Below are 13,816 nucleotides of genomic sequence, written 5' to 3'. Positions count from 1 at the left end.
AGATAAAGAGATTTGACATGTCTGAGAGCGTAACAATTGCTAGGCCTTATGCCAAAGCTATTTTTGAATATGCGTTTAATGCTGGAAAATTACGCCAATGGTCAGAATATCTGCGCAATTTAGCATTATCAGTATTAGACGAAAACGCAGCAAGCTTTATTGATAATCCTGCGTCAACCACAGAGCAGCATGTTGAATTGTTGCTAGTTACTGTAGGAAAAACTAATCCTGAAGATGTTACTTATTTAAAAAATATTGTCGCGTTGTTAGCAGAGAACAAACGTTTACAGGCTTTGCCCGATATTTTTAATTTATTTGAAGTAATGCGTGCTGAACAAAAAAAACACTGGCTGTTCATGTAAATAGCTACTCAGAATTATCTAAAGATCAACAAGATAAGCTAATCGATTCATTAAGTAAGCGTCTTCAACGTAAGGTAAGCTTGCAAATTACTATTGATAAAACGCTGATTGGTGGTGCCGTAATTCACGCTGGCGACTTAGTAATAGATGGCTCAGTTCGTGGCAAATTAGAAAAACTTAGCACCAGTTTAGCCGCATAAATTAAGAGGAAAGATTTCATGTCAGAACAAGTTGCATTAAACCCATCTGAAATTAGCGAACTAATTAAACAGAAAATTGAAAAATTTAATGTTGCTTCAGAAGCAAGAAATGAAGGTACCATTGTAAGTTTGCGAGATGGAATTGTCCGTTTACATGGCTTAGCAGATGTAATGCAGGGTGAAATGATAGAATTCCCTGGTGGCGTGTATGGGCTAGCGCTTAACTTAGAGCGTGATTCTGTAGGTGCGGTAGTGCTTGGTGACGCTGCAAATTTATCTGAAGGTCAAAAAGGTAAATGTACGGGTCGTATTCTTGAGGTTCCTGTAGGCGAAGCATTATTAGGCCGTGTGGTTGATGCTTTAGGTAATCCTATTGATGGCAAGGGCCCAATTAATACGGCAACGATGTCGCCTATTGAAAAAGTAGCTCCAGGCGTAATATCACGTCAGTCAGTTGATCAACCAGTACAAACAGGTTTAAAAGCCATTGACGCTATGATTCCTGTTGGCCGTGGGCAGCGTGAATTAATTATTGGTGATAGACAAACTGGTAAATCAGCTATTGCTATCGATGCCATTATCAACCAAAAAGGTACAGGCATTAAATGTATCTATGTTGCTATTGGGCAGAAAGCCTCTTCAATTGCTAATACAGTACGTAAACTTGAAGAGCATGGCGCAATGGAGCATACCATTGTAGTGGTAGCAAGTGCGGCAGATTCTGCTGCTTTACAATTCATTGCTCCATACTCTGGCTGTGCTATGGGTGAGTACTTCATGGAGCGCGGTGAAGATGCCTTAATTGTTTATGATGATTTAACTAAGCAAGCAAGCTTGGCATACCGACAAATTTCTCTACTTTTAAAACGTCCACCTGGCCGTGAAGCTTATCCTGGTGATATTTTTTTTTATCTACATTCAAGATTACTAGAACGTGCTTCGCGTATTAATGCTGAGGAAGTTGAGCGATTAACTAACGGAGAAGTTAAAGGTAAAACAGGTTCACTTACTGCACTACCCATTATTGAGACACAAGCAGGTGACGTATCTGCCTTTGTACCAACTAACGTAATTTCTATTACCGACGGTCAGATATTCTTAGACGTTGACTTGTTTAACTCAGGTGTTCGTCCTGCGATTAACTCTGGCTTATCTGTATCGCGAGTAGGTGGTGCTGCGCAAACTAAAATTATGAAAAAACTTGGCGGCGGTACACGTCTAGCATTAGCTCAGTTTCGCGAGCTAGAAGCATTTTCACAATTTGCTTCTGATTTAGATGATGCAACGCGTAAACAATTAGAGCGTGGTCAGCGCATTACTGAATTAATGAAACAAAAACAATATTCTCCATTATCAGTAGCCGATATGGGCGTATCTTTATTTATAGTTGAAAAAGGCTATTTAGATGATATTCCTATTGCTGAGGTCAGTAGTTTTGAAGCGGCTCTACGTGCATTTATGCATTCTTCTTACGCATCATTAATGAATAAAATTAATGAAGCTGGCGCTTACGATAACAACATTGAAGCTGAGATCAAAAACGCTGTAGAAGAGTTTAAGCGCACAGGTAGTTGGTAAATAAAGTATTAAGCGGCAATTGGGTTAAAAGCTCAATAAAGTAAAATAAGGTGAGTATATGCCTGGAGCAAAAGAAATCCGTTCGAAGATTGCGAGTACGAAAAATACGCAAAAAATTACTCGCGCAATGGAAATGGTTGCAGCAAGTAAAATGCGTAAAACGCAAGATAGAATGCGTGCGTCTAAACCTTATGCCACTAAAATATATGATGTTGTCAAGCATATTGCGCGTGCCAATTCTGAATATCGGCACCCCTTTATGACAACTCGTGAGATTAAACGTATTGGATTAATTGTTGTTACTTCTGATAGAGGTTTAGTCGGTGGGTTAAATGCTAATTTGCTACGTGAATCAATCCGAGTAATGCGCCAATGGCAAATTGAAAATAAAGAAGTTGATTTGTGTATCATTGGTCGAAAAGGCCAAGCATTTTTCAAGCGTGTAGGTGGCAATATCATTGCTTCTGTTGATCATGTAGGTGATAAGCCTGGTGTTAAAGATCTAATAGGCGTTGTTAAAGTAATGCTGGATGCTTTCTACAATGGTCAAATTGATGCTCTACATATTGTATATAATGAGTTCATCAATACTATGACGCAAAAGCCTTTAATTAAGCAACTGCTTCCTCTTCCTATGTCTGAAGAAGATAGTCAAAGCTTAGGGCATTATTGGGATTATATTTACGAACCCGATGCAAAAGAATTATTAGATGCTTTATTAGAACGCTATATTGAATTACAAGCTTATCAAGCTGTAGTAAAAATATTGCTTGTGAACAAGCGGCAAAAATGATCGCTATGAAAAGCGCGACTGATAATGCTGGTGAATTAATTAAACAATTCCAATTGGCTTATAACAAAGCCCGGCAAGCTGCCATTACACAAGAATTAGCAGAAATTGTCGGTGGTGCATCCGCTTTATAAGAGGGTAAATTTATGAGTTTAGGTACGGTAGTTGAAGTAATTGGTGCGGTAGTAGACGTTGAATTTGATCGTGATAACGTTCCGAAAGTTAATGATGCGCTGCAATTAGAGAATGAATTAGTACTTGAAGTACAGCAACAATTAGGTGACGGTATTGTTCGTACAATTGCAATGGGAACCACGGATGGCCTTAAGCGGGGCGTACGTGCTACTAATTCAGGAAAACCAATTCAAGTGCCTGTTGGTAAAAAAACTTTAGGTCGTATTATGGACGTTTTAGGACGCCCTATTGATGAAAAAGGGCCTGTTGAAGCTGAAGAACATTGGCCAATTCACCGTAAAGCACCAAGTTATGAAGAGCAAGCTGGTAGTCAAGAACTCTTAGAAACAGGTATTAAAGTTATTGATTTACTCTGTCCATTTGCTAAAGGCGGTAAAGTAGGGCTTTTTGGTGGGGCTGGGGTAGGTAAAACTGTAAATATGATGGAGTTAATTCGTAATATTGCTATTGAGCATAGCGGTTATTCCGTATTTGCTGGGGTTGGTGAGCGTACTCGTGAAGGCAATGACTTTTATCATGAAATGAAAGATTCGAATGTGCTAGATAAAGTATCGCTTGTTTATGGCCAAATGAATGAGCCACCTGGAAATCGTCTACGAGTTGCTTTAACTGGTTTAACAATGGCTGAGAAGTTCCGTGATGAGGGTCGTGATGTATTATTATTTATTGATAATATTTATCGTTACACCTTAGCAGGAGTAGAAGTTTCTGCTTTATTAGGCCGTATGCCTTCTGCTGTAGGTTATCAGCCTACATTGGCTGAAGAAATGGGAATGTTGCAAGAGCGTATTACCTCTACTAAAACTGGCTCAATCACTTCCATTCAAGCTGTTTATGTCCCAGCAGATGACTTAACAGATCCTTCACCTGCGACAACCTTTGCCCATTTGGATGCCACTGTAGTGTTGTCACGTCAAATTGCCGAATTAGGTATTTATCCTGCGGTAGACCCGCTTGATTCTACTTCACGTCAGCTAGATCCATTAGTCGTAGGGCAAGAGCACTATGATACTGCGCGTCGAGTTCAGCAAACTTTACAGCGTTATAAAGAATTAAAAGATATTATTGCTATTTTAGGGATGGATGAGTTATCTGAAGAAGATAAACGTGTTGTTACTCGTGCTCGAAAAATTCAACGCTTTTTATCACAACCTTTCTTCGTCGCTGAAGTATTTACAGGTTCTCCAGGTAAGTATGTTTCGCTTAAAGATACTATCAAAGGTTTCCAAGGTATTCTTGCTGGTGAATATGATGATTTACCTGAGCAAGCTTTCTATATGGTTGGCAGTATTGAAGAAGCCGTAGCTAAAGCAAAAACGTTATGAGGCAAGATAATATGGCAAATACAACTCGTTTGGATATTGTCAGTGCAGAGAGTGAGATATTCTCAGGTCCGGTTGAAATGGTTATAGCTACTGGCGAGTTAGGTGAGATAGGTATTTCACCTGGCCATGCTCCCTTATTAACTGTATTAAAACCGGGTGAAATTAGAGTGACTCACCCAGGCGGTGAACATGAGATTTATTATGTTTCTGGCGGTATGTTAGAAGTTCAACCTTATTACGTTACGGTTTTAGCAGATGTTGTCGAGAGAGCAGAAAACTTAGATGAGGCAGCAGCCTTGGCAGCTAAAGCTCGAGCAGAAGAAGCTATGACTAACAAAAACACAGAGTTAAACTACGCTTTAGCTGCAACGGAATTAGCTAGAGCCGTAGCGCAAATCCGTGCTATTCAGAAACTAAGAAAAACACTTAAGTAAGTAGAAATTGCTACCTATTTCATACTTATAAATTAGCAAGAGAGTATGAAATAGGCTTATTTAAACTAACCTACCTATTAGGTTACTCACAGTTATACACACAGCTTATCCACAAACTAATTTTATTATATTATTATTAAAATCAATGGCTTACCTTAAATATATTTCTGTTGATTTAAAAGAAGCAGAAATTTATACACATTTAATTTATAAAGTCAGACTAAGTAATTTATTATTATTTCAAATAAAATTTATTCGCTATTATAAATATATGTATTAATACCATTAAGAAATACTATCTAAAAACCTGCTAAAATAAAATAATCTAAGTTTTACAATGCTTAAAACTAAAAAAGTTAGAGCAATTATGAACTTAACAAAAATACCATTTATAAAACCTTTTACTTACTTAGGTTTTCGCTTTATCTTCTTATCCGAAGTCGCGTTTTTTACATCGGTCTGGATGGCTGCAATGGTTTTTGGCTTAATTGCAACCCATATTAAAGGAAATTCTCCATTTTATGTTGGCCTAATAGGTTTTAGCTTTAATTTACCTATGTTATTGGGCCCTTTAATTGGTGCTATTGTCGATCGTTATCCACGACCGCAGGTTATGCGTGCTGTGTCTTTGAGTGGGCTTATTGCTGCAGTAGCCATGGCCATTTTATTGTTATTTGGTTGGCCAAATTTTTGGTTGCTTTTATTCTTAGTTTTAGTTTATGGATTTAGCCAAGCTTTTTATTTTCCAGCTATTATAACAAGCGTGCCGGAATTAATTAATGATGAAAACGTTAGAGGCAATGCAACTAGTTTAATTAATTCTACTAATCGTGTTGTTATGTTTTTTGGCTATGGCTTAGGTGGACTATTAATTACTTATTTTAGTGAAGGGGCTACTTTCTGGTTTAACGCTTTCTTATTTCTTTTAAGCTTTATCTCTCTCTTAAAAATACATTCAAAGCAAGAATTACCTAAGGCTACAACCTCAGTTTATCAGGAGATGAAGGCAGGTATTTTGTATGTTAAAGATTCCTTACCCGTTTCGGCTATTATTGCATTACTTGGCATCATAGGGTTATTGGGCTGGCCTTATCTCTTTTTAATTCCAGTCGTAAATCGTTATTATTTAAGTGGTACGCCAGCCTCACTGGGGCTACTATTAGCTGTGGGAGGTATAGGCGGTACAATTGGTGCTTTTTATATGTCAGCAAGGAAAACGGTTTTAAGGTTAAATCTTATATTCCTTAGTTCTTTTTTAATTCTTATAATTAGTATGTTTTTACTGACCTTTTGTCGGTCTGTATTATGGGCAATGCTGCTTTTGTTATTAATTGATTTCGGTTTAATGGTTACTTTAACAGCAGGTATGGTATTTATCCAACAAATTGTACCTACTGAATTTCAGGGTCGCATAATTGGTATTATTACTATGGTAAGTTTTGGTACTATCCCTATTGGTAGTACTTTATTTTATGGAATAGTTGGCAGTATTTTTAACGTGATGATTGCTTTTGGAATTGCAGCGTTAATTCTGTTCTTAGCTTTACTTTGGTATATAAAAAAGCTTCCTGAAATTCGCCGTGCTGTAGCGCCAACTTACTTACAAAAAGGTTTAATTACAAACCTTAACGAAGCTGATCTCATTTAGCGAGCTAATTCTTAGTCATCACTTAGTTTCATTCTGCTACTATTATTAAGGGGCCTGCCTAACTTTGCATTCAAAGCTATCTAACGATTTAGTTTGCTCTTTTTGTTTGAAAAAGGGGTAGGTTACAGCCTTATGAAAAAATGCACCTAAACTTTCTAGAGGAGAAAATTGAGCTAATTCTTTGCGAATAGCTTTTGTAGCTTCGAACAATTCTTGTGAGCTGCACATATTTTGATATTTATTAATAAAATAGCGATATGTCTTACCGTTAGACGCAGTAAATTCATTAATTAAATCTTCACCGGTGCGAGGATGAGCAATAATACTTTTTCGACAGGCCTTCATACTTTCTTGTAAATTGTCAAAATCAGAGATATTTGTGCTGCCCACCACAGCTTTCCAATTATCTTCTTTATCTTTAAATTGTTTAACTATTAAGATAGGTATGGTAATAGGCATTAACGAAATTACTTCATCTGTTATTAAATCATCATCTAAAGCAGTTGTCTCGTTACTAAACAATGAATGGTTAGAGAGACGCTTAGTAATAGCTTTATCAAGTTGTTCTAGGCGCTCATAAAGTGATAGATAATGTTGCAGATTAAATTTAAGCTCAGGCATAGTGCTTGCTAATTGAATTTCTTTTTTATTAAGTAGTCTTAAAGGAAAAAGTGTTTCATGTTCTCTAAGCGTAATTAAGCTATCGATACTCTTTTTATAAAAAGCGTCTCTATCTCCTAGGCTCTCAAATGCTACAAACAATAAGTTAAAGATAGAACTAAACTTTTCAAAATCTTTCGTTGCAGAGGATAATACATAAAAAAATAATCCAGTTTTAAAGCCCTCAATAAGTCCTCTATAAGCACTAATAAGGGTATCTACAAGTGTTAATAAAATTATAGCCACACTTACAAAACAGGGAATTAGCGGTGTAAGTATTAATAATGTTAAACCTGCTAAAATTGCCTTAATTAAGGCATTATCAGGCTTATTGATTTGTAACTTTTTATAAATTAAATGACTGCTTATAAAAGGAAGCCCTAGCGCTGCCAGCACACTTAAAGTCAGTATTGCAATAGATATTATAGAATTAATTAATAACGATTTCACTGAATAAAGAATGGGGCCAACCAGTAATCCTAAGACCCTATTAAAAATATATACCATTACTTTTTTCTTCCAAAAGATTCTAGTCTTAGTAGTTCCTGAATTAAGGAAGGTAAATATATTTTATGGTAGGTTACTTAAAACTATCTTCCAAGGCTTAATTTATTTCCTTAATTTGTTTGTGTAAAATAATGGACTGCACAAAATGAGTCAATAAGGTAGTCGATTATTACGTATATTTAAAATTCGAATTCTCGCCTCATTTAACGAAATGAATTTTGATTTAGCTAAAGTTTTAAACAATTCCAGGAGCTATATTAAAGGCTTCGTGGTATCTTTAGCTTTATAGCGCGCATTATTAACAGTAGTGCTAACTGGAAAATATTGCAGATTAAGGGGGCAATTTAGTTGCTTAATTAATTCAAGATCTACAGGACTAAAAGGCTTTAATTGTAACCATTGTTCCTGTTGCTCCTCATTTAAAATCCAAGGCATACGATTATGAAGCTTTTTTAGCATATCATTAGCATCAGTAGTTAATAAACAACAAGTAGGTAATGCTGCAGGCTCAGCTGATGTTTCATGATCCCAAATGGTTGCGATCGCAAGCAATTTTTGATCGGCGCGGGTAATATAAAAAGGTTGTTTTTTTAAAGAAGTAGTTTGTTCCGTATGTTGCCACTCAAAAAAGCCACTCATAATCATAAGACAGCGACGATATTTAAAATGTTGGCGAAAGGTAGGTTTTTCAGCAACACTTCTTGGCGAGCGTTAAACAATACAGTATTTTTTTTAGTTTGGTAACGAGGCACAATCCCCCATTTCATGCTTACTGCTCTTAAGCCTTGCTCGGTCTGCCTTAAACATAAAACTTGCTCTGTCGGTGCTATATTATAGCCTTGTGGTAAAGATTCAATAATAACTTGGCCAAATTGTTCCTTTAAGCGCTCTGCACTAATTTCTAGTACGAATCGTCCACACATTAACTTTTTCCTATTTAGTTAAGTAATTTAGAAAAGCTACTTTAATTTTAAACTGACTTTTAATAAGTAACAAATTTTAATTAAAGTCGCTAACTAGCATGGCTCTACTATTTAATTTGTAGCAAGTGGGCAAAGGTATTTACTGGGTAGTTAAATTTTTACTTTAATTTAAACGGGCGCTCCTGCCGCATTTAGAGTTTCTACTTTTCCTGCTGTTTTATCCGCCTCTGTGGATAAGAGCCGTTTTTTTTCCTCATCTGTTGCTTGATAGAATTGATATCGGTTACTAGAAGGTTGTTTTGTGTTTTTTCCAGCAGGTTCTAAAGCAGATTGCGCTTGAATAAATTGCGTATATTCTGCCTCTTTAAATTGAGGTAATGTAGGTTCTTCGGGTGCAAGGCGATTTACTAGCACGTTGGTAAGTAAAACCAAAATAAGTCCAACACCTATCATAGCTGCGCCAAAGCCGAAAGGCATAAAAGCCAGAGCAATAAAGACCATAGCAGGAATTAAAACATTACTTATAACTGATTTAGCTAACTTAAAGTTTTGGAAAAAAATAAGCTCGCTTCTATATTTTGATTGTGCTTCTAATTCTTTTATTTTAAGAAAAAGTTGTTTTCGCTGCTTTTTGTTAGCTTCATCGTCGCCTTCTAAATTATTAAATTCGCTCTTTAATCGCTCTATATCTTTATCGATTAATTTCTTTGACTCCTTTAGCTTATGAACTTCAATAGCATAGCTAAGAGCCACATAGATTACACTTAAAGCAAAGCATAATCCCGCACCTACAACACCTAAGGTCATTAGCGTAGTTGGAGCGATTAAGTGTGTCGGAACAAAGCCACAACACATCAACGAAAATGCAGAAAATAAACTTGCTGCATAAACTATGCTGTTAATATTTTGGTAGCGATTGTATTTCCATTCAAATTGAATATAATCTTTTAACTTGTTATTTTCTTGTATTTTAATATTAATTTTTTCTAATTCAGATAGTAAAGTAATAAGTCCCTTAATTTTATTTGCATCAAGTTGTGTTTGTAATTCTTTCTTTAGCGTTTCTATTTTTTTATCTAAATCCTTTTTTATAAGACGTAATTCGTTATCAGCATTTTCAATCGCTAACATTTTTTTATTGTATTCGGCTTTTTCTTCCCAATGCTTCCAAATAGCTAGAGTTAAATCCATTAGTAATAGACCTGCGGTAACAATATTACCAGCATAGCCTAAGTTGCCACTTCCTTTTAACCAAAAAAAGCAGGCCATATTGGCTGAACCCCAGATAAGATCGTTTAATAATAAAAATTTACGTTGTCCCCACTGGGTTTTAAATTTTTCCCAAACAGAAATATCAATTTCTCGTTCGGTACTATTCATCCAAGAGCCTTTAATAGTGTGTTTGGCAAATAATAAAATCGTCATTGCTAGGCGAATATAATAAAGAATAAAACTCATATAGCCTGTAACTGGAGCTAAATCGCCAATGTGTTGCTGAGCTTGCGGATTGCGATAAAAAGAATCAAAAATACCAGCTAAAAAACATTGTCCCCATACCCCGTGCGTTAATCTAGGTTCATTTATCGCAGATAATATATTCACAATACCTGTGGCACTTATTGTATCCGTATCAAATTGTTTAGACTGTTGATTTTTATTGTCAATAAAGTCTAATATTTGCTCAACAAGAATAGGAGCAATAGTTGTATATCCCAATAAGTGTAAGAATTTTTCAGCATTCGCTATTTCTTCATTTAATTGTTTTGCCGGTGTAAAAGCTATCTCACTTTCACGTAACTTCATTATTAAATAACTGCAGCGTTTAAGGTGAGCCTCAAGTTCAACTCGTTTGGCTTTGCGATCTTCTGTTAGATGAATTTTATATTCTAAGGCAAAAATATAAAACATAAAAAGAAGTTTGTCGGCTAGCTCTTGCTTTTGGCTATCATTTAAATAAGGAAAATAAGCAGGATTAATATGAGCCAATTCATTACTATAATAACCCGTAAGAGAAGGAAGGGATTTGTTTAAGTGACGTAATTGAGCAAAATTTAAATCATCAAATGCTTTTTTTTTATTTTCCATTAAATTGCTAAAAAAATCATGAGCTTGTTTTAATCCTTCTTGCCCTAATAAAGGACTTAAAAAGTCTTTATTGCTCATGATATTACACCCCAAAACTTAAATTAAAGTAAAAGTACTTTTTTTATCGATTCTACTTAAATAAGAAACTAATTTAATATTTTTTACACCTTTGTAAATTAACTTTGCTGAATCTTTTTATCATAAAAGTTGCTTAAATTGACAACTATAATAATCTAGCTAGTTGATTAACTTATGTAATTTATTTAAACACTATGTTGAGTTAATTGTCAAGATTTAATTTAATTAAATAAGTGGTTGAATTTATTTAGTCTTGTATGATGAAAGGAAAATAAGAGATGCTAATTATGTTGGGGACTGTTTAATTTAATAAATGTTAGAGTTTAAATTAAATGATTCAGTAAACATATTCTTTTCGTTTTCAAAATATACTCTTAAAAATTCAATAAACAATAAGCCCAGCAAGAAATTTATTTATTAATAAAACAAATTGTGTAAAAATTTTAAATTTTTATTAAAATTAGAGTAGCAAGTGTAAAGTGATTTCTTATTAAATAAAAAATTAATTTGAGTTAAGTATGATTAAAGAGTTATCAGACATTTTATAATGTCTTCTCAAAAAAATTAAATCATTGTGATAAACTTATGATCTTTTAAAAGTTTATTCATATCATGAAAAAACGAGTGTTAATTTTAAATACAGGCGGTACCATTAGTAGTGTTAAGACAGACTATGGTTATGAACCTGCATTAGGTTATGTGGGCCGCGCTTTAGCTGAGATTCCTGCGTTAAACCATCCTGATATGCCGCTTTATGATATTGAAGAATATGTCCCTTTACTAGACTCTTCTAATATGACAATGGCTGATTGGAATCGTATTGCTGCTGATATTTTTAAATATTATCAGGATTATGACGGTTTTATTGTTTTTCACGGTACAGATACAATGGCGTATACCGCCTCTGCGCTATCTTTTATGTTAGAAAATCTGGCCAAGCCGGTTATTTTAACAGGCTCGCAAATTCCTTTATCTGAAGTCAGAAATGATGCTATTGATAATATTATCACCTCTCTTTGGTTATGTGCGCATGAGCCAATTCATGAAGTTTGTATTTATTTTAATCAACGATTGTTACGTGGTAATCGCACACAGAAAGTTAGTGCAGAGCGTTTTCGAGCTTTTGATTCCCCTAATTACCCCCATCTTGCCAGTATCGGTATTACTATTAATGTAGACCATAAATTATTACTACCTATGCCTACTAAAGCACTACGCTTACAGACAATTTCACCCCATTTAATTGCTAATATTCGTTTATTTCCAGGCTTTTTAACTGATATCTTAGCTTATTTAATAGAGCAACCACTACAAGGGTTAATTTTAGAAACTTATGGTTCAGGTAATGCTCCAAATCAAGATCCTCGTTTTTTAGCTTTATTAAAAGAAGCCTGTAAACGAAATATCATTATCGTTAATTGTACTCAATGCCAACAAGGCTCAGTTAAAATGGGTCAATATGCAACTAGTCATGGATTAAAGCAGGCAGGCTTAATTAGTGGTCGTGATATGACGCCTGAGGCTGCGCATTGTAAGTTACTTTACTTATTAAGTAAAAATCTTAAACCTGCTTATATAAAAGAGCTAATGGAAACAAATCTATATGGAGAGCTTAGTGCCTAGGCCTGACTTAATTTTTTAAAGCCTTCTTTGTTAGTATTAAAAAGGCTATATTTGGTTCGAAGCACGAAAGAAAATTATACATTAAAAATGTTCAGCTAGAAAACTATACTCCGCTTCTTCTTCAGCATGATTATCAATCAAACTGCCCCTAAATTTAGCCTTGCACCAAAATTTAAGCATAGTTCATGAACAACTGATGGCGTCGACTTAAAAACAACACTGTCCTTCCCTTGCAGGCGAGAATCTATTTTATGTTGGCACAGTGCGAGTATTAAAATAGACTTCTGCCTGCGCGGAAATGACACAGACTTGAATTGATAGCCTTGCATAAATAATTCCCGTCACATAAAACAAACTTAGCAGTTAGTTAGTGAAGCAGTAGACAGTTTTTCTATATTATGATCTACATCTTCTCTCGTAATATCAATTTCGGCCCGTGTTAGGCAATCATTAAGTTTTCCGGCTTCAGGGCCTAATTTAGGTGCATTGATATTAAGAGTAGAGAAAAATGCAACAGTAATAGGTATTTTAAAATTAACACCATATTTATTAACTTCTTCGGCATTCTTTCTCTGCAATTCCTGTATATTCAATATTACATGGTCTTTTCTTGCTTGCAGATACCTATGATGATGTTTATCCAGTTCTTCTAGTTGCTCCTTACAACGCATAACCCCCTCTTTAATAAGCTTTTCTTTTACTTTGGTAAGTTCACGGAAACTTGTAATTTTAGGGTTACTAGTTATCTTATCTAAAAAACCAGAGTGTAGTTCTGCTAAAATATTTTTAAATAGATAGGTGGCCAGATGGTAGCAAAATTTATTATAAGGATCTGAATCGTTAGGAATATCTTGTAACTGCATCTCAGCTAATTTTTTTAAAAATTGATTAATAACTGCAAGGCTATCTGAAATTAAAGGACCAAATGTGCCTTCATCATAGTTTAATTCATCACTAATCTCTTTAGCTTCTTTTTTGGCACTATTTAACAGCTCAATAATGTAATTAGCTATAGACTTATCTTGCACAGATTTATTTAACTTAGGTACAGCTTTAGATATACTTTCTATATTGGACGTATCAACTTTTGCTGATGATTCATTAAGTTCCTCTTCTTTTTCTAAACCACTTTTATCGCTTAGTTCCGTTATTGTTGAGCTTAAAGTAGAAGGATTTAAATTATTTAAGGTATGTATTAGTTGACCCGCAATCGCTCGCTTTTTAGCTGAAAGTTTAGCCTCTCTTCCTCCACTTAAAGCCTGAGAAAAACGATTAACTAGTGATTTATCAGCGGCAGATGAGGTACCCTGATAGTCTGTTAATTCAGTAGTTAAATAGTCACGAATTATTTTTAAAAAAATAGTCATTTTATACTACTCCTTGTAGCGCAATTTTTTTATCATATCAG

8 protein-coding genes and 3 pseudogenes are annotated in these 13,816 nt (G+C 34.9%); 7 read left to right on the top strand and 4 right to left on the bottom strand.

What is annotated here, in order from left to right:
• Positions 1–17 precede the first annotated feature (17 nt).
• From ACNVED_RS14610 to ACNVED_RS14585, 6 genes and pseudogenes are all read left to right on the top strand, one after another.
• A pseudogene (locus tag ACNVED_RS14610) lies at positions 18–562 on the top strand (F0F1 ATP synthase subunit delta).
• Positions 563–580: 18 nt separating this feature from the next.
• A complete protein-coding gene (atpA, locus tag ACNVED_RS14605; RefSeq protein ID WP_419419710.1) occupies positions 581–2,140 on the top strand; it encodes a F0F1 ATP synthase subunit alpha in 1,560 nt (519 codons plus the stop codon).
• A gap of 58 nt (positions 2,141–2,198) precedes the next feature.
• Positions 2,199–3,064, top strand: a pseudogene (atpG, locus tag ACNVED_RS14600) (F0F1 ATP synthase subunit gamma).
• A 12-nt stretch (positions 3,065–3,076) separates the two neighbouring features.
• On the top strand, positions 3,077–4,450 hold the full coding sequence (gene atpD / locus ACNVED_RS14595) for a F0F1 ATP synthase subunit beta (RefSeq protein WP_419419709.1): 1,374 nt from the start codon (positions 3,077–3,079) through the stop codon (positions 4,448–4,450).
• Positions 4,451–4,461: 11 nt separating this feature from the next.
• Positions 4,462–4,884 (top strand): F0F1 ATP synthase subunit epsilon, encoded by a 423-nt coding sequence (locus tag ACNVED_RS14590; RefSeq protein WP_419419708.1) that lies wholly within the window; start codon positions 4,462–4,464, stop codon positions 4,882–4,884.
• A 367-nt stretch (positions 4,885–5,251) separates the two neighbouring features.
• Entirely contained in the window at positions 5,252–6,532 is a 1,281-nt protein-coding gene (locus ACNVED_RS14585) for an MFS transporter (protein WP_419419707.1), read from the top strand.
• Positions 6,533–6,577: 45 nt separating this feature from the next.
• Here the strand turns inward: ACNVED_RS14585 and ACNVED_RS14580 are convergent, their stop codons facing one another.
• The 3 genes and pseudogenes from ACNVED_RS14580 to ACNVED_RS14570 all read right to left on the bottom strand — a co-directional run bounded on the left by ACNVED_RS14580 (position 6,578) and on the right by ACNVED_RS14570 (position 10,785).
• Positions 6,578–7,699, bottom strand: coding sequence for a hypothetical protein (locus ACNVED_RS14580; RefSeq protein WP_419419706.1), 1,122 nt, complete (start codon positions 7,697–7,699; stop codon positions 6,578–6,580).
• Between the two features lie 252 nt (positions 7,700–7,951).
• Positions 7,952–8,622 (bottom strand): annotated as a pseudogene (locus ACNVED_RS14575) (SOS response-associated peptidase).
• Positions 8,623–8,790: 168 nt separating this feature from the next.
• Entirely contained in the window at positions 8,791–10,785 is a 1,995-nt protein-coding gene (locus ACNVED_RS14570) for a hypothetical protein (protein ID WP_419419705.1), read from the bottom strand.
• A 612-nt stretch (positions 10,786–11,397) separates the two neighbouring features.
• Here ACNVED_RS14570 and ansA point away from each other — a divergent pair.
• Positions 11,398–12,408, top strand: coding sequence for an asparaginase (ansA, locus tag ACNVED_RS14565; protein WP_419419704.1), 1,011 nt, complete (start codon positions 11,398–11,400; stop codon positions 12,406–12,408).
• A 356-nt stretch (positions 12,409–12,764) separates the two neighbouring features.
• On the opposite strand, the gene ACNVED_RS14560 is transcribed toward ansA, so the two are convergent.
• Positions 12,765–13,775: a hypothetical protein gene (locus tag ACNVED_RS14560; RefSeq protein ID WP_419419703.1), complete on the bottom strand. Its 1,011-nt coding sequence runs from the start codon at positions 13,773–13,775 to the stop codon at positions 12,765–12,767.
• Positions 13,776–13,816 lie beyond the last annotated feature (41 nt).

It is taken from the genome of Legionella sp. D16C41, from assembly GCF_048541585.1.
Lineage (GTDB): Bacteria > Pseudomonadota > Gammaproteobacteria > Legionellales > Legionellaceae > Legionella_C.
The sequence above is the reverse complement of the archived record's forward strand: the minus strand, read 5'-3'. Positions and strand labels throughout refer to the sequence as shown.

What these genes read in the sequence shown, in the direction of transcription:
- atpA (WP_419419710.1), top strand. Translation starts at nt 581, where the DNA reads ATGTCAGAACAAGTTGCATTAAACCCATCTGAAATTAGCGAACTAATT.
- atpD (WP_419419709.1), top strand. Translation starts at nt 3,077, where the DNA reads ATGAGTTTAGGTACGGTAGTTGAAGTAATTGGTGCGGTAGTAGACGTT.
- ACNVED_RS14590 (WP_419419708.1), top strand. Translation starts at nt 4,462, where the DNA reads ATGGCAAATACAACTCGTTTGGATATTGTCAGTGCAGAGAGTGAGATA.
- ACNVED_RS14585 (WP_419419707.1), top strand. Translation starts at nt 5,252, where the DNA reads ATGAACTTAACAAAAATACCATTTATAAAACCTTTTACTTACTTAGGT.
- ACNVED_RS14580 (WP_419419706.1), bottom strand. Translation starts at nt 7,699, where the DNA reads ATGGTATATATTTTTAATAGGGTCTTAGGATTACTGGTTGGCCCCATT.
- ACNVED_RS14570 (WP_419419705.1), bottom strand. Translation starts at nt 10,785, where the DNA reads ATGAGCAATAAAGACTTTTTAAGTCCTTTATTAGGGCAAGAAGGATTA.
- ansA (WP_419419704.1), top strand. Translation starts at nt 11,398, where the DNA reads ATGAAAAAACGAGTGTTAATTTTAAATACAGGCGGTACCATTAGTAGT.
- ACNVED_RS14560 (WP_419419703.1), bottom strand. Translation starts at nt 13,775, where the DNA reads ATGACTATTTTTTTAAAAATAATTCGTGACTATTTAACTACTGAATTA.